Source organism: Streptomyces sp. NPDC107454 (assembly GCF_055582885.1).
This window is the reverse complement of record NZ_JBVJPA010000002.1, coordinates 676,714-696,675: the sequence shown is the minus strand read 5'-3', so window position 1 is coordinate 696,675 and position 19,962 is coordinate 676,714. Positions and strand designations below refer to the sequence as shown.

Sequence of the window (19,962 nt, the reverse complement as noted above, 5' to 3'; positions counted from 1 at the left end):
TAGGTGCGGTACGTGACGCGTTGAACGCCGGAGCGGTCGTACCGCGTGTAGCGCGGTACGACCGCTCCGGCTGAAGGCGACCTGGTCGCCCGGGCAGGCTTCAGCGGCTCCGGGGCTCGGGCGCCGCCTCCTCGCGGAGATCGGCCGCGATGGCGGCGGCGCTCTCGTTGCCCAGCAGACGGCTGGTCGGGAGATCCACCCCGAGTTCCCGGTGCAGGATGCGCCTGAGCTGGGTCGCCATCAGCGAGTCGAGGCCCAGGTCGCGCAGGGACCGCCGTGGATCGACCCGGTCGACGGTGGTGCCGAGCATCGTCGCGGTGTGGATGAAGAGGCGCTCCGCGGGCGGACGGGAGGTGTGCGACCGGCCGGCCCCCGGTTTCGGCAGGGGAGCCCGCTCGACGGGAGGAAGCGCCGCGCCGGCAGCCGTCATCGCGTCGTGTTCGTGGCGCGCCGCGTCGGAGCGACCCGGCGACCGGACCAGCGCGATGCCCTCGAACTCGGCGAGCACGCGCCCGTCCGGCGCGGTGAGCAGGACATCGCAGCGAGTACGGTCCCGGTCGGCTTCGGGGGCCGAGCGGGCCGTGCTCCAGTACTCGCCGCCGGGTGCGTCGGCCAGCAGGACGCGGGCGAAGGAAAGGGGCAGATGGGCCCGCGTCGGGTCGTCCGCCGCCGTGGAGTGCGGCCAGGCTCCCAGCATGGCCAGCAGACCGGCCTCCAGAGCGCCGCTCACCGCACCCGAGGGCGCGTGCAACCGCGCCACCGCCTCGCCCTCCCGCCGCCACACCTGCCGTACGGTGCGCAGCGGCGGGGCGACGGAGTACCCGCGGGCCTCCGCCCGCCGGTAGAACTCGGCGCCGGGCACGTACTCGCCGCACCGGGTCAGCGCGCCGTCCAGCGGGGCGAGCCCGGAGGCGTGGGCCGGTGTCGCCGCCGCCCGTGCGGTTCCCGCCACGCACAGGGCGGACGCGCCGGACTCCTCGGAGACCACCTCGACCGCGAAGGTGAACTCCCCCTCCTCTGCGAGGGGTTGCCTCTCCCCGGCCAGCGGGTCCCTTGCCCCGGCCGATCGATCCAACCGGATCCGCACACTGGTCCGCGGGGCGTCGGACAGGAGCGGCAGCCCCGCGCCGATGCGGGTGTCGAGCAGCTCGACCGGTCCTTCGCCGACCAGGTCGCGCACCGCCTCGGCGACCGCCTGCAGAAACACCGCGGGCGGCACGGGGGACAGTCCGCGCACCGACACACCCGTGTCCAGGTCCGCGACGCCCAGCCGCGACAGCCGGACCTGACGTTCGTACAGCCGCACCGGAGCCGTCGACGAGACGCTCTCGACGCGGTGGTCCTCGGCGTCCCACGTGTACAACGGCAGCGGTATTCGGCGGTTGTCGTCGCCGTACCAGCGCCGCCAGTCGACCCGGGCGCCGAGGGCGAACGCCCGACCCAGCGCACGGGCGGTCGCCGTCGCCTCGCTCTGCAGCCGGACCAGCGTGGACACCACCTTCGGTGCCACGCCGGCCGCGCTCTGCACGTCGTCGATCGCCTGGGCCAGCAACGGATGCGGGCTGATCTCGACGAAGATCACGTCCCGGGTTTCGGCGAGCTGCCGCACGGTTTCGGCGAAGCGCACCGGACGGCGCAGATTGTCCACCCAGTAGCCCGCGTCGAGGTCGGCGCCCCGCACGGAAGCGCACCGGACGGTGGAGATCATCTCCGTCCGCGGCGCAACCGGCTCCACGTCCGCCAGCCCTGCCAGCAGGTCGTCGCGTATCTCGTCCATGAGAGGGGAGTGGGAGGCGACGTTGACCTTGACCCTGCGGCACAGGACGTCGCGCCGCTCCAACTCGCCGGCGATCTTCTCCAGTACGACGGCGTCGCCGGCCAGCACGGTGGCGCTGGGCGAGTTCTCCACCGCCACGCACACGTCGTCGCCGTACGCCGCGACGAGTTCGTGCGCCGCGCTGGGGGACAGCTCCGTGGCGAGCATCGCGCCGCGGCCCGCGAGGCGCTGCATCAGGCTGCTGCGGCGGCAGATCACCCGCGCCGCGTCCCGCACCGACAGGGCACCGGCCACGCACGCGGCCACGGCCTCTCCCATGCTGTGTCCGACGACCAGGTCCGGTTCCACCCCCATGCCGCGCCAGTGGGCCGCGAGTGCGACCTCCACGGCCCACAAGGCGGGCTGCACCTTCTCGACGGCGTCGGCGAGCTCCGCGGTGTCGTCCAGCAGCAGGTCCACGACCGACCAGCCGAGCTCCTCGCGCACCGCCGCGTCGCACTCCGTCAGTGCCGCGCGGAAGGCGTCGGAGGTCCGAAGCAGTTCCCGGCCCATGCCGCGCCACTGGGAACCCTGCCCGGAGAAGACGAAGGCGACCTCGCGCGGACCGTCGAAGCCCGCCTCGTGCATCCCGCCGTCGGGCGTGGGCTCATCCGCCGCCAGGGCGCGCAGTACGTCGGCCAGGGCGTCGTGCGAGTGGCCGACGGCCCACAGACGGAAGGGGTGTGCGTCGCGGCCCGTCGCAGCCGAGCGGCAGATGTCGCGCAGCCGGTGCCCGCGGCCGGGCCCGTCCGGCCCCAGATGCTCGGCGTGGCGGACGGCCAGCCGGCGCAGGGCCGTGGGGGTGCGGGCGCTGAGGACGAGCAGGTGCGGGCCCGCGTCCTCGGCCGACCGCGGTGTGCCGCCGTCCGGGAGGGGTGCCGCTTCGGGGACGTACTCGCCTATCACCGCGTGCGCGTTGGTCCCCGACAGGCCGAACGAACTCACTCCGAGCACCGCACGGTCTCCCCTGGGGCGCAGTGACGTGTTGCGGTCCGCCACCGTGATGGGGAAGCCGGGCTCCGTGAGCTGGGGGTGGGGTGACGTCAGGTGGAGCGAGGCGGGCACCGTGCGGTGCTTGGCCACGAGCACCGTCTTGATGAGGCCCGCGATGCCGGCGGCGGCCTCGGCATGGCCGATGTTGGTCTTCACCGAGCCCACCAGCAGCGGTGCCCCGGTACGGTCCTCGGCCCCCAACGCTTCGGCCAGCGCCCGCAGTTCCACCCCGTCACCGACGGTCGTCCCGGTGCCGTGCGCCTCCACGTAGTCCACCTGGGACCCGCTCACCCCGGCGCTGCGCCACGCGGAGCGGACCATCGCCACCTGCCCGGACACCGCGGGCTGCAGGAGCAGGCCGCTGCCGTCGCCGTCATTGGTCACGGCGCTGCCCAGCAGCAGGGCGTGCACCGGATCGCCGTCCGTGAGGGCGTCGGACAGCCGCTTGAGCAGGACGGTGCCCACGCCCTCGCTGCGCACGAAGCCGTTCGCGGAGCTGTCGCCGAACTTGCACCGGCCGTCCGGCGCGAGCATCCGCCCCTGGGAGTAGGCGACCGCGTCGGTGGGCGTGAGGATCGTGTTGACCCCGGCGGCGACGGCCAGTTCGCACTCACCGGTGAGCAGGCTCTGGCGTGCGCTGTGCAGGGCGACCAGGGAGGACGAGCAGGCGGTGTCCAGCACCAGGCTGGGCCCGCGCAGGTCGAAGGCGTGGGAGACACGTCCGGCGGTGACGGCGCGCAGCCTGCTGCCCGCGATGGCGCGCACGTCCGCCGTGGCCGACGGCCCCGTCGCGTCGCCGTATTCGGCGGTCGCCTGCCCGACGAACACCCCCGTGCCGCTGCCGCGGACCGTGGAGGGCGGGATGCCGGCGTCCTCGAACGCCTCCCACACGACGTGCAGGAGCAGGCGCTGCTGCGGGTCCATGGTGCGTGCCTCGCGCGGCGATATCCCGAAGAAGGCGGCGTCGAAGTCAAACACGCCGTCCAGGAAGCCGCCGTGACGGGAGATCAGCCGGTCGGGCGTGCCGGGCCGTGGGTCGTACCAGGCGGCGACGTCGAACCTGTCCCGCGGCACCGGTACGACGGCATCGGTGTTGCTCTCCAGCAGTTTCCAGAACTCCTCCACCCCTGGTGCCCCGGGGAACCTGCATCCCATGCCGATGATCGCGATCGGTTCGACTGTGTTCACATCCGCGCCTTCCTGACGAGTCAGTAGTCCAAATCTATACCGAAGAACAAACTTGATCCGAAGTCCTTTTGATGAAGGTGTCGTTAAGGGCGGGTCATGGCGGAGGGATTCTGTGTAACAAACGCCACATGAACGGATTTTGACGGCGCCTTTGCGCACGAGGCGCCCGTGGCCCCACCGGTTCCCCCTGAAGGATTCCGGTGACCTCGAGTCGACTATTGAACTCCAGTACATCTATGTGCTTCAGTTGCGACGCGATCCCCACCACCGAGTGCGAAGGAGCAGGCATGCTCACCACCAGGAAGCTGGGCCGTCAGGGGCTGGAGGTCTCAGAGCTCGGCCTCGGCTGCATGGGCATGAGCCAGTGGTACGGCGCCACGGACGACCGTGAGTCGGTCGCCACCGTCCACCGGGCACTGGAACTGGGCTACACCCTCTTCGACACCGCCGAGGCCTACGGTCCTCACGACAACGAGGTGCTGCTCGGCCGCGCCCTCGCAGGCCGCCGTGAACAGGCCCTCATCGCCACGAAGTTCGGCTTCCCGATGAAGCTCAAGGACGGCACGACGGCCGAGGCCGACAGCCGTCCCGAGCACATCGTCGAGGTCGTCGAGGCCTCCTTGAAGCGCCTCGGAACCGACTACATCGACGTGCTTTACCAGCACCGCGTCGACCCGAAGGTGCCGATCGAGGACGTCGTCGGCACCATGGCCGGCCTCGTACGGCAGGGCAAGGTCCGCTACCTGGGACTGTGCGAGGCCGGCGAGAAGACCATCCGTCGCGCCCACGCCGTCCACCCGCTGTCCGTCGTGCAGAGCGAGTTCTCGGTCTGGGAGCGGAACCTGGAGGACGGGGTCCTGCCGCTCCTGCGGGAACTCGGTATCGGCCTCGTCGGCTTCTGCCCGCTCGGTCGGGGCTTCCTGACCGGTGGCGTACAGCGCGCCGAGGACTACCCGGACGACGACTTCCGGCACCACGACCCGCGTCTGCAGGGCGTCAACTACGACCAGAACATGGCGATCGCCGCGAAGATCCGGGAGGTCGCGGAGCGCCACGGCCTCACCCCGGCCCAGCTCGCCATCGCCTGGGCGCTGCACCAGGGCGACGACATCGTCCCCATCCCGGGCACCAAGCGGCGTACGTACCTGGAGGAGAACACCCGCTCCGCCACCGTGGCGCTCAGCGTGGACACGCTCGCCGAGATCGACGACGCCGTACGCGCCGATCTGGTCGCCGGTCCTCGTTACAACGAGCGAATGATGGCCTACATCGACCGCTGACTCCTCCCGGCCAGGTTCTCGAGAGCCGTCCTGCGACGTGCCGTTCTCGCCTTTTCCCGCAGCAGAGCCCAGAGCCAGAAACAGATCCTCAGGAGCAGCCGTGGACATACCGCACTGGCAGAAACACTGGAACGACCGCCGCGCTCCCTTCGCGGACGAGTGCCGGCAGGCCCGGGACGCCTTGCTGTCCGATCTGAAGCAACCCGGTGTCGCACAACAGCGCGTCCTCGCCGACGTCATCGACATGAGCGCGGGTTCGGTCCACTGGCGGGAGCGGGGTTACGACGCCGTCGCCGCCGACCCCGGCCTCTTCCGCTCGGTGCTGCCCATCATGCGCTACGACGACTTCGTACCGGAGATCGAGCGCGAGACCCGTACCAAGGGCGGAACCCTGACCTGCAGTCCGGTGCTGCGCTGGCTCAAGACCAGCGGGACCACCGGAGTCCCCAAGCTGGTGCCCTACACCCTGCACTGGCTCCTCACCTACCGCATCCCCGCCATGAAGGCGATGTGGGGCACATACCTGGAGTACCACCCGGAGCTGCTCGACCACCCGTACGCGACGCTCGACACCCAGACCGTCCGGGAGGACGTCTTCGACTTCGTCCATGGGATCGGGCACCAGGCCGTCAGCAACCGGCACCCGCAGATCAACAGTCGCGACTGGAACCCGCCGTGGTACGAGTCGCCGTGGTTCGGCCCGGCCGTCCCCAGCGCCCACGAGGGCCGCATGTACCACCGCATCCGCAACCTCGTCGGCAGGGACCTGCACTACATCTCGGCGATCAACCCGAGCACCCTGATCTCCCTGCGGGACCTGCTGGCCGCGCACGGCACGGACCTGGTGCGCGACCTGCGCGAGGGAACGCTGGACGGCAGGCCGTACGCCGAACCCGACGAGCGGGCCGCCCGGCACCTCGAAGACGTCCTGCGCAAGCCGGACTTCAGCCTCAAGGACGTGTGGCCCTCCCTCACCCTCTACACCTGCTGGCTCTCGGCCTCCGCCGGGCTGTACGCGGCGAAGCTGGACGCGGTCTTCCCCGGCGTCGACAAGATGCCGTTCATGAGCTGCGGCACCGAGGGGGTCACCACCATCCCGGTGGACGACTCGCCGCACAGCCAGCCGCTGGCCGTGGGGCAGGCGTACTTCGAGTTCGTACCCGCCGACGTGCCCCTGGGTGAACTGGTCGACAGCGGCGAGCCGGTTCACACGCTGTTGTTCGACGAGGTGGAACCCGGCCGCGACTACCACCTCATCATGACGCAGGGCAACGGCCTCTACCGCCTGTGGACGGGCGACATCTACCGCGTCGACCGGATCGTGGACGGCACCCCGTGGGTCCACTTCGTCCACCGTGACGGCATCTTCCACTCCTTCACCGGCGAGAAGATCACCGAGTCCCAGGTCACCGAGGCCATCCGGCGCGGTCTCGCGGCCAGCGGCCTCGGCACCGGGCTCTACATGTGCGGACCTCGGTGGGCGGAGCCCCCGTACTACATCGTCGTCGCCGAGGCCCCCGAGCCGTCACCGCGACTGGACCAGACCCTGTCGGCCGACGTCGACAGCGCGTTGCACGAGATCAACATCGAGTACGCGTCCAAGCGGGACAGCGGGCGGCTCGGCGCGCTGGAGGTCGTCACCGTGCCCCACGACGCCATCACCACCTATATCGAAAGCCGCCGCCAGGCGCGCAACGCCACCCAGTACAAGTACAAGCCGTTCCAGCAGGACATCGACTTCGTCGCCGCCGTATCCGGCCGCATATCCGGCCGCTGACAAGGGAGTTCGGACGTGATCGAGACCAAGAGGCCGCCGCAGAACATCCGCCGCGAGATCGTGGGCATCCCCGTCGAGGGCGCCGAACTGGCGCTGCACCTGTGGCGGCCGCGCGGACAGGTGAAGGGCGCCGTCTTCTACTTCCACGGACTGCAGTCGCACGCCGGCTGGCTGTGGGAGGTCGGGCCCCAGTTCGCCGACAACGACATCGCCTTCTACGTCCTCGACCGGCGCGGCAGCGGCATCAGCGGCGGCACACGGCACGACCTGCCCGGCGTCGACACGGTGATCCGCGACTACGTGGCCGCGCTGGAGTACGTACGGGAGGCGGTCGGCGAGAGCGTGCCGCTGTCGCTCTTCGGGCACTGCCTGGGCGGCTCCTTCATGGCGGCGCTCATGCACCACCCGGACTTCACCACCCGCTACGACGCGGCCGTCTTCTGCTCGGCATGGCTGGGCAAACTGCACGCCACCCTCGACGACGAGCAACTGCGGACCCTGGCGGCCGAGACCGGCCAGGAGCCGTGGGACGCCGGGCTCAGGGCCCAGGACTTCACGGACGAGCCGCGCCACCGGCACTTCATCGACCACGACGACCTGGCGGTACGCGAACTGACCCGGCGCTCCCGGAGCGTGCTGCTCGACCTGGAGCGGCTGTACATGCGGCCCGAGCGGGCGCTGCCCGCGGTTCCGGCGGCCTTCGTGTCCGGCATCAGCGACCCGATCATCGACCTCGACGACGCGCGGCGCACCTTCCTCGGGATGACCGGGAGCCACGGCGCCCTGCTCCAGTTCGCCACCGACAAGCACTACCTCTTCTACACCGACGTACGGGCCCGGCTCGTCGACTGGGCGTCCACGTTCACCCTCCTTCAAGGGCTGGACCGCCATGCCTGACGCCGCCGAGGCCGTCCTGTACCGGGTCGAGATGCCGATGGCGGTCCCCTTCGACCACCCCGCCAAACGCCGCTCCACCTCCGACAGCCTCCTGCTGCGCCTGGACGTCGACGGAGCGTGCGGCCTGGGGGAGTGCGCCCCCAGGGCGTACGTCACCGGGGAGACCACCGAGACCGTGACCGGCGCCCTTCGCCATGTACCGCTGGACGAGATCTTCGCGCGGGTCCGCTCGACCGAACCGGCCGCGCTCCTCGCCCGGCTGCGCCACGGCGGAGTCGCCGCGACCTTCGGCCTGCGGGGCGGCGGCAATCTGCTCTGCCTCCTGGAGACCGCGCTGCTCGACCTGCTGGGCAGGCGGCTGGGCCTGGGCGGGGCGGAACTGGTGCCCACCGAAGGGGCACCTGCCGCGCGCCGCCCCGCGCTGCCCGTCTCCCAGGTACTCGACCTCAGCCTCGACGTCGAGGAGTTCCTCGACACCCGCGGCCCCTTCCACTTCGTCAAGGTCAAGGCGGCCGACGACATCGCCCGCGACCTGCGCACGGTCACCGCGATCCGCGCCCGCCTCGGCGACACCGTCCCCGTCATGGTCGACGCCAACATGAGCTGGACCCCGGACGAGGCCCACGGGCAGCTGGCCGCGCTGCGCGACGCCGGAGCCGACCTCGTCGAAGAGCCCCTGGCCAAGGGGTCCTGGGCGGAACTCGCCCGGCTGCGGGCCCGCACCGGTCTTCGCATCCTGCTCGACGAGTCGGTGTGCACCCTCGACGACGCCCGCACCGCCGTCGAGTCCGGGGCCTGCGACGCCTTCAACGTCCGCGTGGCGAAGAACGGCGGCCCGGTGACCGCCGCGCAGGTGATCGAGCTGGCCCGGCGCGCCGGCCTCGGCTTCCAGATCGGCGTCCAGGTCGCCGAGGTCGGACCGCTCATCAACGCCGGCCGCGCCCTCGCCTTCGCACACGGCGACGCGTTCACCGTGGAGGCCGGCCAGTCCGACCGCTTCTTCCCCGAACCGGTCGTCTCACCGCCCCCGGCGGTGTGCCGTACCACCAACACCATCACCCCGGCCCCCGGACCCGGCTTCGGCCTCGACCTCAACGAACACGCCGAACCCTGGGCCGTGCTGCGCCGCACCGAGGGCGACACGTCCTGGCGGCCCGTCCCCGCTCCCGCGCCCCGTACGAAGGAACACGCATGACGACGTCCTACTTCTCCGACCTGGTGGTGGAGTTCCTGCACCAGCAGGGCATCGACAAGGTCGCCTTCAACCCCGGCGCGTCCTTCCGCGGCGTGCACGACTCCCTCGTCCACGCGGACAACGCCGAGATCGCCCCCGAGATCGTCATGACCTGCCACGAGGAGATCGCCGTGGCCGTGGCACACGGCTACCACAAGGCGAGCGGCCGGCACATGGGTGTGTTCGTGCACGCCAACGTCGGTCTGCTGCACGCCTCGATGGCCGTCTTCAACGCCTGGTGCGACCGCGTACCGCTGTTCGTACTCGGCGGCAACGGCCCCGTCGACGCCGGCAAGCGCCGCCCGTGGATCGACTGGATCCACACCTCGCAGAACATCGAGTCCGTCGTCAAGGACTACGTGAAGTGGTGCGACCAGCCCATCGGCCAGCGGGCCACCGTCGAGTCCCTCTACCGCGCCTTCAAGCTGATGAACACGCCGATGCAGGCGCCGGTGTTCGTGGCGCTCGACTTCGACGTGCAGGAGCAGCCGCTCGAGGACGGCGTACGGCTGCTCCCCGCGCGGGCCACCGAGGCCGCCCGGCTGCCCGCGCTGAACGGCGCCGACCTCGACGACCTGACCGGGCGACTGCTCGCCGCCCGACTCCCGGTCCTGGTCGTCGACTTCTCGGGCCGTGACCCCGGTACCGTCGCGCAGCTGGTCGCGCTCGCCGACGCACTGGGCCTGGCCGTCGTCGACCGCGGTAACCGGCTCAACTTCCCCAACACCCACCAGCTCAACGTCAGCCACACCTCGGGCACGCTCCTGTCCGACGCCGACCTCGTCCTCGCCCTCGAGGTGCAGGACCTGGTCGGCGCCCTCGGCTCCTTTCTCACGCTCACCGACCAGGGAGCGCCCGCGAACGGCGCCGACATCGTCACCGTCGGCTTCAACGAACTGCTCACCAGCAAATGGGCCGCCGACTACCAGCAGTTCGTGCCGGTCACCCGCGCCGTCGCAGCCGACACCGCGGACTCGGTGGCCGCGCTGCGTACGGTCGTCGAGGACCCGGCCGGTCCGTTCGCGGCGCCCGCGTTCACCGAGCGCCGCGAACAGCGCATCAAGGCCCTCGCCGACCTGCACACCGAAGCCCGTGCCGACTGGGCGCGCCAGGCCGAGGAGGCGAAGGGCCGCGACCGTATCCACGTGTCCGCGGCCGTCGACGAGATCCACCGTGCGGTCCGAGACGAGGAGTGGATCCTCACCAACACCGGCAGCCTCACCATCGACGGCTGGGTGAAGAAGCTCTGGCCGCTGGAGCGACCCGGCAGCTACCTCGGCCTCAACGGCGGCGGCGGCCTCGGCTACGGCCTCGGCGCGTCGATCGGCGCGGCGCTCGCCCACCAGAGCGACGACACGCTCTGCGTCGACCTCCAGGCCGACGGCGACTTCCTCTACACGCCCAGCGCGCTGTGGACTCTCGCCGCCTACGACGTGCCGCTCCTGGTGATCGTCATGAACAACCGCCTCTACCTGAACTCCACCCAGCACGCCGAGCGCATCGCAGGCAACCGCGACCGGGACATCGACCGCGCGCACATTGCCACCAGTTTCTACGACCGGCCCGTCGACTTCGTGACACTGGCCCAGTCGTTCGGTGTCCACACCCTGCCGCGGGTGGAGCGCGTCGACGCCGTCGCGCCGACCGTGCGCGAGGCGGTCGCCCACATCAAGGAGCACGGCAAGCCCGTCCTCGTCGAGATCCTCATGGAGTGACCGGACCGGCCCGCCCGGACCGGGCGGGCCACCGCCTTCCCAGCCCGCGACTTCCCAGGAGGAACCCACCATGACGGTGGTCTTCGAATGCATCTACGACGACGAGCGGCACCTCGGACTGGGCGTGCCGGAGGCCGGAGCCCCCCTGCGCCTGTATCCCCTGGCCGGTGACACCCTCGCCGCGCTGCTCACCACGGCGGTCGGCGAGGGGGCGGACATCGCCGCGCTGCTGACCCGGGGCCGGGCGGCCGTCGACGTACCGGCCGCGGAACGTCACCGGGCGCGGCTGCTGCCGCCGCTGCTGCCCGCGCACGTGGGGGACGCGCTGGTCAGCGGCTTCATGATGACGCACAACGTGAAGGTCGGCGCCGAAGTCCCGGATCAGCCCAACTGGTTCGTCAAGGGGCTCGGAGACGTCCTGAAGGTGCCGGGCGAGGAGCTGTCCGTACCCGGTGACGCCGTGGCCGTGTGCGAGGAGGCCGAGGTGGTCCTCGTCTACGTGGGCGACGAGCGAGGCACGCCCCGCTACGCCGGCTACACCTTCGGCAACGACGTCACCGACATAGGCCGCTTCAAACAGCACGCAGGACACCTGTCGTACGCGAAGCTGTGCGATGCCGGGGTGTCCCCCTGGCTGCACCTCGGCGAACCGCCGCGCTCGGTGACGGGCGAGGTCACCGTCGAACGGGGCGGTGCACCCGCCTGGAAGGGCCCGTTCACCACCGGTGTCGACGCCCTCCACTACGACCTGCCCACGATGATGTCGCGCCTCTTCTCCTACGAGGCCCTGCACCGCCCCGGCCGGGTGCACTACGTCTACATCGGCGCCGACCGCAGCAGCTTCCACGCCGGGTTCCGGACCGCGGACGGCGACCGGGTCACCATCGACATCGCGAGCCACGGGGTGCGGCTGTCCCACCCGCTGGTGTGGACGCGCCGCCCCGGACAGGACTGACGCCGTGACCCCGCTGCGCCGACTCAGTGACGTCGAGGCGGCGTTCGCCCGCACCCACGCGCTGATGCACGGCACCACGCAGGTCACCACCCATGTCACGGTGCGCGGCGACCTCGACCCCGAGCACTTCCGGCGCGGCGCCGAGCGGTGGGCCGCCGAGCTGCCGCTGCTGTCGTTGCGCATCGAGGAGCGGCCCGACGGTCTGTGGTTCACCACCGGCCCCGGACCCCGGCCCGGACAGATCCAGCACGATCCGCTCGGCGCGCCGGACTCGCCCGACGACGTACTGCGCCGGGAGCTCAACGACGTGCTGGAGACCGGTGGTCCACTGTGGCGGCTGCGCCTCGTCCGCGACCCGGGCGCGGGGGCGTCGCACCTCTACTTCACCCGCAACCACGCGATCTCGGACGGCCACTCCACCGGTGCCGTGGTCCGCGCGCTGCTGGACGCGCTGTTCGCCCCGGCCCAGGGGGTGAGCGTTCACGACGTCCGAACCCTGCCGCCCAACGGGGACACGTTGACGTACCGTCCGCCCGCGCCGCCGGACGCCCCGGTACGGGAGCCCGTGCCGCGGCCCGATCCCCTGCCGTTCGAGGCGCACCGGCCCTGGGACGAGCGGGCCGCGGACTTCGTCCCGCTGGCGTTCACCCGGGAGGAGAGCCTGGACCTCAAGTCCCGGTGCAGAGAACGGGAGGTGACGGTCAATCAGTTCTTCGCGGTCGCGCTGGCCGAGTCGTACGCCGAGGCCACGGGCCGTTCGGAGGTGAATCTGTGCACGGCCGTGTCGCTGCGGGGACGATACGAGGAGAGCGCCGAACTGCCGGACGTGGGCTGTTTCATCAACGTCCTGAACGTTCCCGTGCGGGTCGGCCGGGGCGACCCGGCCGACGAAGCCCGTGACTACGCCGCGGCGCTGGCACGGGCGGACTCCGCGTGGCGACCGCCCCTGCGGGACCACGCGGTGATCCGGCGGGTGGTGGAGGAGACCGCCGCCGCCCGGTCGGCCGCCGGGATCTGCATCACCAACGTCGGTGTCGTCGACCCGGCGCTCGGCCCGCACACCGCCCGCGTCACCGGCTATCGCACCGTGGTCAACCGCGTCGGCGCCAACTACGGAGTGGTCCTCCATCTCGGCACCCTCGGCGGGGCGTTCACGACGGCACTCGCCTTCGGCACCCCCAGCACCGACCCGGACACGGTCCGCGCCGTGGCGAAGGCGCTGCGCGAGCGCGTGCTGCGCCCCGCCGAGGCGCGACGGGGTCTGTCGGCGGGGGCCTCCCGATGAGGTGCTCAGGCCCTGTTCGCGGTGTCCTCGGTGTCCTGGGCGTCCTCGGTGCGCAGGACCAGGGCGAGGAGGCCGGGGAAGCGCTCGTCGAACTCGGCGCGGCGCAGCCGGTTGAGTCTCTTGGGTCCGGCGTCGCGCTGCTCCAGGAGGCCTGCCTCGCGCAGTACGGCGAAGTGGCGGCTGAGGGTCGCTTTGGTGACCGGCACGTCGAAGCTGCCGCACGACCGTTCCCAGTCGGCGGCCCCGGCCAACTCCCGTACCAGGGTCTGGCGGACCGGGTCGGCGAGGGCGAGCAGCGCCGCCTCCAGCTGTACCTCGCCCGGGGGAGTGTGGATCGGCGGCGTCCGGTGACTCGAGGCTGCCGTCGACTCTCGGCTCTGTGCCGTCATGGCTGGTTGCTCCGTCCCGACTCGCTTGGTCCGTGAGGCGTGCCGTACACGGATTGCAGAGTGTTCGATGATCTGCGTACACTCGGACTGTTCGCTCGTAGACGAACAGTCTACCGGAGCCCGCTGCGTATCGCCCGGCTCCGGCCCCCCCACCGCCCTCCGGCACGACGGAAGGAAAACCGTGCCTCAGACCCAACCCCACAAGACCAGGCCGGGACTGACGCTGTTCGCGGCCTGCCTCGGTTTCGTGGTCGTCATCCTGGACGTCAGCGTCGTGAACGTCGCCACCAAGGCGCTCGGCGCGGACTTCGGCGGCAGTCTGTCCGGTCTTGAGTGGGTGATCAACGGCTACACGCTCACCTTCGCGGCCTTCCTCCTGACCGCCGGTGCCATGGGCGACCGTTACGACCCCAAGCAGATCTTCATGGCGGGCTTCGCCCTGTTCGCCGTGACGTCCCTGGCCTGCGGCGCCGCTCCCTCGTTGGTCGCTCTCATCACCGCCCGTGTGGTCCAGGGCGTCGGCGCCGCGATGATCGTGCCGTCCTCGCTGTCGATCGTGAACACCAACTTCCCCGACCCGGCGGAACGCACCCGCGCCGTGAGCCTCTGGGCCGCGGCCGGCGGACTCGCCCTCGCGCTCGGCCCGGTCGTGGGCGGCCTGCTGGTGGACTCGCTCGGCTGGCGCTCGATCTTCTACGTCAACGTCCCCATCGCCGCCGTCGGCATCGTGCTCGTGCGAGCCCACGCCCGGCCCGCCCCCGCGCGGGACGCCTCGGTCCGCCGCTCGCTGGACCTGCCCGGTCAGCTCCTCGCCGTCGTCGGCCTGGGCGCGTTCACCGGAGCGATCGTGGAGGCCAACGCGCAGGGCTGGTCCTCGGCCACCGTCCTGACCTGCCTGGCCGTCTTCCTGGTCGCGTTGGCCGGCTTTCTCGCGGTGGAGCGCCGCAGCGGCGACCCGATGCTGCCCCTCCACCTGTTCGGCCGACGGGCGTTCAGTTCCACGTCCCTCATCGGAGTGCTGCTGAACTTCGCCTTCTACGGCCTGATCTTCGTCTTCAGCCTCTTCTTCCAGCAGGTCTGGGACTACTCGCCCATCGGCGCCGGACTAGCGTTCCTCCCCATGACGGCCGCCATCATGATCGCGAACCTGTCGTGCGGTCCGCTGGTCAAGCGCTACGGAGCCCGGACCGTACTGATCACAGGCAACACCCTCGCCGTCCTCGGCTACCTGGCCACGGTCCCCGTCGTCGACTCCGGGGCGTACGCGCAGATGACCGCGCAGTTCGTCGTCGCCGGATTCGGCATCGGCCTGGTCGTCCCCTCCATGACCAACGCCATGCTCGGCTCCGTGGACCCGGCCAACGCCGGTATCGCCTCCGGCGTGCTCAACGCCTCGCGTCAGCTGGGCGGCCTGATCGGGGTCGCGGTGATGGGTCTGCTCGTCGGCCAGGCCGCCTCCGACCACTTCCTGTCCGGCCTGCGCGCGGCCCTGCTCTGCGCCGTGGTGGCCCTCGCGATCAGCGCGGTGCTCAGCGCGGTCGGCCTGCCCAGGCGGCAGGCGACCACCGCGACGGCCGCCGTGTCCAAGGCCGGGTCCGAGCCCGCTCTGAAGACCGCCGACGCGCGCTGACGGCCGCCACCCGGTCGCCCTACCCCAAGGAGTCCCCGTTCCATGCCTCACCTCGTGCTCGAATACTCAGGCAACGTCCGGGAGCGCATAGACCCGGCCGCCCTCTTCGGGAAACTGCACACCGAACTGGCCTCCGTCGGAGGCTTCCGCATCCAGGACTTCAAGAGCCGTGCCGTCCGCATGGACCAGTACTTCATCGGGGACGGCACCCGCGAGCAGTCGTTCGTCAACCTCGACGTACGGACGTTCGGCGGCAAGTCCCCGGAGGCCAAGACGGCGGTGAGCGAGGCCGCCCTGACCGTGCTCGCCGACGCCTTCGAGGCAACCCTGCGCGAGACGGCCTGCGACATCTCCGTCCAGATCACCGAGCTGGACCGCCCGAGCTTCGCCCGGACCCGGTCCGAGGACCACAGCGGCCGTCCCGCGGCCTGACCGGCCCCGCCCCCTCCACGTACAGGAGCAGAACCAGTCATGAGCGCATACGCAGACCAGCGCGTCCTGGTCGTCGGCGGCACCTCCGGTGTCGGCCTGGCCGCCGCCCGGGAGTTCGTCACGCAGGGCGCCGACACTGTCATCGCCTCGCGCAGCCCGCAGCGACTCGACGCGGCCCTCGCGGTGCTCGGCGGGCTCACCGCGTCCGGTGGCGGGGCGGTGAACGGGCAGACCCTGGACATCCGTTCCGAGGAGGAGGTGGAGAAGTTCGCCGCCACCGCCGGGGAGTTCGACCACGTCGTCGTCTCGGCGGGGGAGACCCCCATGGGGCGGGTCGACGCCCTGCCGCTGGCCGACGCGTACGCCGCCATGGACAGCAAGTTCTGGGGCGCGTACCGCATTGCCCGGTCCGTCCGCGTCCGGCCCTCCGGGTCGCTGACCCTGCTCGCCGGCTACCTCTCCCAGCGGCCGGGCCGGGCCTCGGCCCTGCAGAGCGCCATCAACGCGGCCCTCGAGGCCCTCGTGCGCGGCCTGGCCCTGGAGTACGCGCCGCTGCGCGTCAACGCCGTCTCGCCGGGGCTGCTGCGGACCCCGCTCTGGGAGGGGATGGACGTCACCGCCCGCGAGCGGATGTACGAGGCGGCGACGCAACGACTGCCCGTGGGGCGCGTGGGCGAGGCGGCCGACGTCGCCCAGGCGGTGCTCTTCGTCACCGGCAACGCCTACGCGACGGGCACCACCGTGTACGTCGACGGCGGCGGAACCATCGCCTGACGACACATGATCTGACGCCCCTCGCCGTGCCGCGGCGGGTGCGCCGCGAGGCCCCGTCTCCGCTACTCGGGAGGCGGGGTTTCCCGCATATGTGACAGATCTCTTCTCCAGCGACCTACCGGCCGGTATACAAGCGATGTTGAGCCTGCAAGCAATGCCGCGTCAGTGTCGACGGAGGAGAGATGATGAACCATCACGTGGTCCGGGGCGACGTCACCCGAAGACGACGACACGCCTCCGCGCTGGGAGCCGCCCTCGGTAGTGGTGTCCTGCTCCTCGGCGTCGCCTCCGCGTCTCCCGCCGTCGCGAGCGGACCGCACTCCCATCGGGGAGCCGACTACGTGGCGCTCGGCGACTCGTACACCTCCGGACCCCTGATCCCTCGTCAGGTGGACGCCAACTGTGCCCGCTCCGACCAGAACTACCCCTCGCTCGTCGCGACGCGGCGGCAGACCAGAACGTTCACGGACGTGAGCTGCGCCGGTGCGACGACCGACGACATGTGGAAGGCGCAGGGAACCAACGGACCCCAGCTGAACGCCGTCGAGCGCTCCACGGATCTGGTGACCGTGCAGATAGGCGGCAACGACATCGGCTTCGGCTCCATCATCGGCACCTGTGCCGCGCTGAGTTCCAAGGACCCGTCGGGCAACCCCTGCCAGCAGTACTACAACTCCGCGGGCTTCGACCAGCTGACGCGGAACATCATCGAGACGGCGCCCAAGATCGCGCGGGTGCTGCGCGCCGTGCACGACAGGGCCCCGCACGCCCGCGTGCTCGTCGTCGGCTACCCGGACCTCCTGCCCGACGACGGCAGCGGCTGCTATCCGTCCGTCCCGTTCGCCGCCAAGGACTTCGCCTACCTGCGTGACGTCGGGAAGCGGCTCAACCTGATGATGCGCACGGTGGCCCTGTTCAGCCGTGCCGAATACGTCGACACCTACAAACCCACCGTCGGGCACGACATGTGCAAGGCACCTGCCGACCGGTGGATCGAGCCGCTGCAGCCCGCTTCACCCGCCGCCCCCGCACACCCCAACGCCAAGGGCGAGGCGGCCATGGCCGGGGCGGTGCTCCGGCGGCTCTAGCTCCTGTGCCGTGCGCGATCTCCATGGACCCCACGAACTCCACGAACTCCATGGACCAGGCATGTTTACGCGATCTGCCCAGGGTCACACGGCTCAGTGAGCACCTGATCCGAGAGCACCGAGAGGTGAGTTCCATGGCTCGCGACCAGAAAGCCAAGGCCAAGGCCGAGCAGGCCAAGGGCAAGATCAAGGAGACCACGGGGCGTGCCGTGGGCAACGAGCGGATGACGGCCGAGGGGCGCCTGGAGAAGGCCAAGGGTGACGCGCGTCAGGCGAAGGAGAAGACCAAGGACATCTTCCGCGGCTGATGCCCGTGGGGCGCACGGTTCACGCGGAGCAGGGGGCCCGTCGCATGGAGCGACGGGCCCCCTGCTCCGCTCCGCGCGCACCCGCGCCGAGCGGTGGAGGTTCGTAGGCTTTCCCCGCCGAAGATCGTAGGCTTGCCCCTCCGGAGACTGTGTGGGGGAGCCATCTATGACCACGGCCAGGGACCTCTTGATCACCGCCATGGACGTGGACCCGGACCGCCCCGTGGGCCAGGGCGACCTGTCCCTCGCACTCGCCGGAGCCGAGGTGATCGACCTCCTCGCCGCGGACGCCGTCCACCTGGACGGCGACCGCCTCGTGCCGGCCCCGGAGCCGGCGACGGAGGACCGCCTCCTGGCCGAGGCCGCGTCCTCGCTCGTACGTCAGGTGCCCTACGAGCCGGTCGAGGACTGGCTGTGGCGCAGGGGTCGTGGCCTGGCCGCGGTCCATCTCGCCGCCCTCGAGGCGGACGGTCAGCTGACCCGGCAACGCCAACGACGGCTGCTTTTCGGAGCCGTCCGGATGGTCGTGGTCGACTCGCCCGCCCGGCGCCGGGCCCTGCACCGCTGGGCCGCCGACGAGCCCGTCCTCGTCTCCCTCGCGGCGGCCGTCGGGATTCCGGCCGAGCAGGGCGCGGACGTACCGGTCGTGAGCGACGACGCGGTGACGACCGTGCTGGCCGCCGTCAACGACGCGGTCATGGAACTGGAAGCGGTACGCCAGCGCCGGTCCATCGAGAACGCGGCGTTCGCCAATCTCTGGCGAGGTGCGTGACGCGAGCGGGCACGCCGCGACACGCAGGTTTCAGAGGATGGCCTCGGGCCGGCGCCGGTTTCCGGTAGCGATCACTCGCCCTTGACGGGCCCGTTCTCTGACGTGCCGGTGCCGGTGCCGGTGCCGGTGCCGGTACCTGTTCCAGTGTCGGTGGCCCGGTCCGGGCCGTCGTCGCGGGCCGCGCGCCGTGCCCGTACGGTGCCCGCGACCCGCTGGAACGTCCGTGTCAGCTGGTGCAGCGGGTTGCCCTCCTGACCGGCGGACGTCTCGTGCGCACCGGACGCCGTCGTCCGGAGGTCTCGGAGCTCGGCCAGCGCCGCATGTGCGAGTTCGGTCGCCTCGCGGTACTGGTCGCGCGACTTCGTCATGGTGTCGAGTGCCTCGGCGTAGACAGCCACCAGCGCCCGCGCCTCCTCCAGCGTCAGCAGCTTCCAGTCCTCCCGGAGGCCGGTGAGGGCGTCATCCGCCGCTTCCGGCAGCGGCCGGGGCAGCGCCGCGTACCTTACGACCTTCTCCAGGAGCTCCGTCGGCTCCGAGCCGTCGAGGAACACACTGCGTACGGTGCAGTCCTGCTCGTCGTACCCGGGCCGGGCGGGGGAACCGGGCAGAATCACGGCGCCGCCGCGCGGCACCCGTACGCCCAGGTCGTACAGCGCCCAGTTGACCGCCTGGAACTGCTCGGGCGCGGCGCGGTGTTCCACGACGCGGTGACGCAGACCGGGCGGGAGCAGCCGGGCCAGCGGGAGGCGACCGCGTTCGTCGGTGGTCATCGCCTCGTGGATGACGACGTTGATGCTCCAGCTGTGCTGCGCGGCCTCCTTGAGCAGACGGCGCAGTGCCTTGTCCTCCTGCGGCAGCGGGTTGATGTCCCGCAGCCGGAGCCCGGCCACGATGTCGTGGTCCCAGGGGACCTCGTGTCCCTCGGGCCAGAACATGGTCGCCGGAGAGGGCCACGCGAGGTCCCAGGGCCGTTCCGCCTCGGCCACCAGCGTCCAGCGGGTTCCCTCGGCGGAGTGTTCGCGTCCGTCGGTCGTGAGCCGTGCGCGAACCGTGACGGCGTCGTCGACCAGCCAGCGCGCCTCGAAGACACGTCCCTCGGAGTCCGAGGGGTTCGCTGCGTCCAGGAAGTCGTGGATCGTCTCGTCGGCCTTCAGCCTCCGCAGGTTCTCCCTGAGGATCTCCTGCGGGGCGGGCCCGACGTGGCGCCCGCCGGCCAGCCAGACGGTTTCCGGGGCGGTGGCGCGGGCGGTGGAGGGCTTGGGCATGAGTCACTTTGCGGTGGGAGGCGGCGTGGCCTCCCAGTATGGTCAGCGCGGGTGGCCGGTCGGGCGGCGAGGCCCGCGTGGATCACATACATCCCCTCTTGCGGAACTTTGACCGCTCCAGTGCCTTATGTGTGCTTTGAGGCGCTGGAGATGTCGCTGCGTCC

The 19,962-nt window shown here is 71.2% G+C and carries 16 protein-coding genes; 13 read left to right on the top strand and 3 right to left on the bottom strand.

Features of this window, described 5'->3' with window-relative positions; all coding sequences use genetic code 11:
- Positions 1 to 100: 100 nt before the first annotated feature.
- A complete protein-coding gene (locus tag ACZ69M_RS07240) occupies positions 101 to 3,997 on the bottom strand; it encodes a type I polyketide synthase (protein ID WP_470047408.1) in 3,897 nt (1,298 codons plus the stop codon).
- 287 nt (positions 3,998 to 4,284) lie between these two features.
- On the opposite strand from ACZ69M_RS07240, the gene ACZ69M_RS07235 reads away from it, so the two are divergent.
- The 7 genes from ACZ69M_RS07235 (at position 4,285) to ACZ69M_RS07205 (ending at position 13,140) form a co-directional block, all read left to right on the top strand.
- The gene (locus ACZ69M_RS07235; protein WP_470047407.1) at positions 4,285 to 5,277 is read left to right on the top strand and encodes an aldo/keto reductase; all 993 of its coding nucleotides are present in this window, start codon (positions 4,285 to 4,287) and stop codon (positions 5,275 to 5,277) included.
- Between the two features lie 100 nt (positions 5,278 to 5,377).
- Positions 5,378 to 7,054, top strand: coding sequence for a GH3 family acyl-acid amido synthetase (locus ACZ69M_RS07230; RefSeq protein ID WP_470047405.1), 1,677 nt, complete (start codon positions 5,378 to 5,380; stop codon positions 7,052 to 7,054).
- A gap of 15 nt (positions 7,055 to 7,069) precedes the next feature.
- On the top strand, positions 7,070 to 7,951 hold the full coding sequence (locus ACZ69M_RS07225) for an alpha/beta fold hydrolase (RefSeq protein ID WP_470047403.1): 882 nt from the start codon (positions 7,070 to 7,072) through the stop codon (positions 7,949 to 7,951).
- Positions 7,944 to 9,146, top strand: coding sequence for a mandelate racemase/muconate lactonizing enzyme family protein (locus tag ACZ69M_RS07220; RefSeq protein WP_470047401.1), 1,203 nt, complete (start codon positions 7,944 to 7,946; stop codon positions 9,144 to 9,146). Before ACZ69M_RS07225 ends, ACZ69M_RS07220 begins: the two co-directional genes overlap by 8 nt.
- Positions 9,143 to 10,900 (top strand): thiamine pyrophosphate-binding protein, encoded by a 1,758-nt coding sequence (locus ACZ69M_RS07215; protein WP_470047399.1) that lies wholly within the window; start codon positions 9,143 to 9,145, stop codon positions 10,898 to 10,900. The genes ACZ69M_RS07220 and ACZ69M_RS07215 overlap by 4 nt, the downstream gene beginning before the upstream one ends.
- 70 nt (positions 10,901 to 10,970) lie before the next feature.
- A complete protein-coding gene (locus ACZ69M_RS07210; RefSeq protein ID WP_470047397.1) occupies positions 10,971 to 11,855 on the top strand; it encodes an FAH family protein in 885 nt (294 codons plus the stop codon).
- Between the two features lie 4 nt (positions 11,856 to 11,859).
- Positions 11,860 to 13,140 (top strand): phthiocerol/phthiodiolone dimycocerosyl transferase family protein, encoded by a 1,281-nt coding sequence (locus ACZ69M_RS07205; protein WP_470047395.1) that lies wholly within the window; start codon positions 11,860 to 11,862, stop codon positions 13,138 to 13,140.
- A gap of 5 nt (positions 13,141 to 13,145) precedes the next feature.
- Here ACZ69M_RS07205 and ACZ69M_RS07200 read toward each other — a convergent pair whose 3' ends face one another.
- Positions 13,146 to 13,529, bottom strand: coding sequence for an ArsR/SmtB family transcription factor (locus tag ACZ69M_RS07200; RefSeq protein WP_470047393.1), 384 nt, complete (start codon positions 13,527 to 13,529; stop codon positions 13,146 to 13,148).
- Between the two features lie 181 nt (positions 13,530 to 13,710).
- Between ACZ69M_RS07200 and ACZ69M_RS07195 the strand changes: the two genes are divergently transcribed.
- The 6 genes from ACZ69M_RS07195 to ACZ69M_RS07170 all read left to right on the top strand — a co-directional run bounded on the left by ACZ69M_RS07195 (position 13,711) and on the right by ACZ69M_RS07170 (position 18,533).
- Positions 13,711 to 15,159 carry an MFS transporter gene (locus ACZ69M_RS07195; RefSeq protein WP_470047391.1) on the top strand — a complete coding sequence of 483 codons (1,449 nt, stop codon included), beginning with the start codon at positions 13,711 to 13,713 and terminating at the stop codon, positions 15,157 to 15,159.
- Positions 15,160 to 15,201: 42 nt separating this feature from the next.
- A complete protein-coding gene (locus ACZ69M_RS07190; RefSeq protein WP_470047389.1) occupies positions 15,202 to 15,591 on the top strand; it encodes a 5-carboxymethyl-2-hydroxymuconate Delta-isomerase in 390 nt (129 codons plus the stop codon).
- 39 nt (positions 15,592 to 15,630) lie between these two features.
- Positions 15,631 to 16,365: an SDR family oxidoreductase gene (locus ACZ69M_RS07185; protein WP_470047387.1), complete on the top strand. Its 735-nt coding sequence runs from the start codon at positions 15,631 to 15,633 to the stop codon at positions 16,363 to 16,365.
- Between the two features lie 185 nt (positions 16,366 to 16,550).
- Positions 16,551 to 17,453 (top strand): SGNH/GDSL hydrolase family protein, encoded by a 903-nt coding sequence (locus ACZ69M_RS07180; RefSeq protein ID WP_470047563.1) that lies wholly within the window; start codon positions 16,551 to 16,553, stop codon positions 17,451 to 17,453.
- A gap of 134 nt (positions 17,454 to 17,587) precedes the next feature.
- Positions 17,588 to 17,761: a CsbD family protein gene (locus ACZ69M_RS07175; RefSeq protein WP_470047385.1), complete on the top strand. Its 174-nt coding sequence runs from the start codon at positions 17,588 to 17,590 to the stop codon at positions 17,759 to 17,761.
- A 166-nt stretch (positions 17,762 to 17,927) separates the two neighbouring features.
- A complete protein-coding gene (locus ACZ69M_RS07170; RefSeq protein ID WP_470047383.1) occupies positions 17,928 to 18,533 on the top strand; it encodes a GOLPH3/VPS74 family protein in 606 nt (201 codons plus the stop codon).
- Positions 18,534 to 18,604: 71 nt separating this feature from the next.
- On the opposite strand, the gene ACZ69M_RS07165 is transcribed toward ACZ69M_RS07170, so the two are convergent.
- Positions 18,605 to 19,798, bottom strand: coding sequence for a hypothetical protein (locus ACZ69M_RS07165; protein ID WP_470047381.1), 1,194 nt, complete (start codon positions 19,796 to 19,798; stop codon positions 18,605 to 18,607).
- Positions 19,799 to 19,962: the final 164 nt, after the last annotated feature.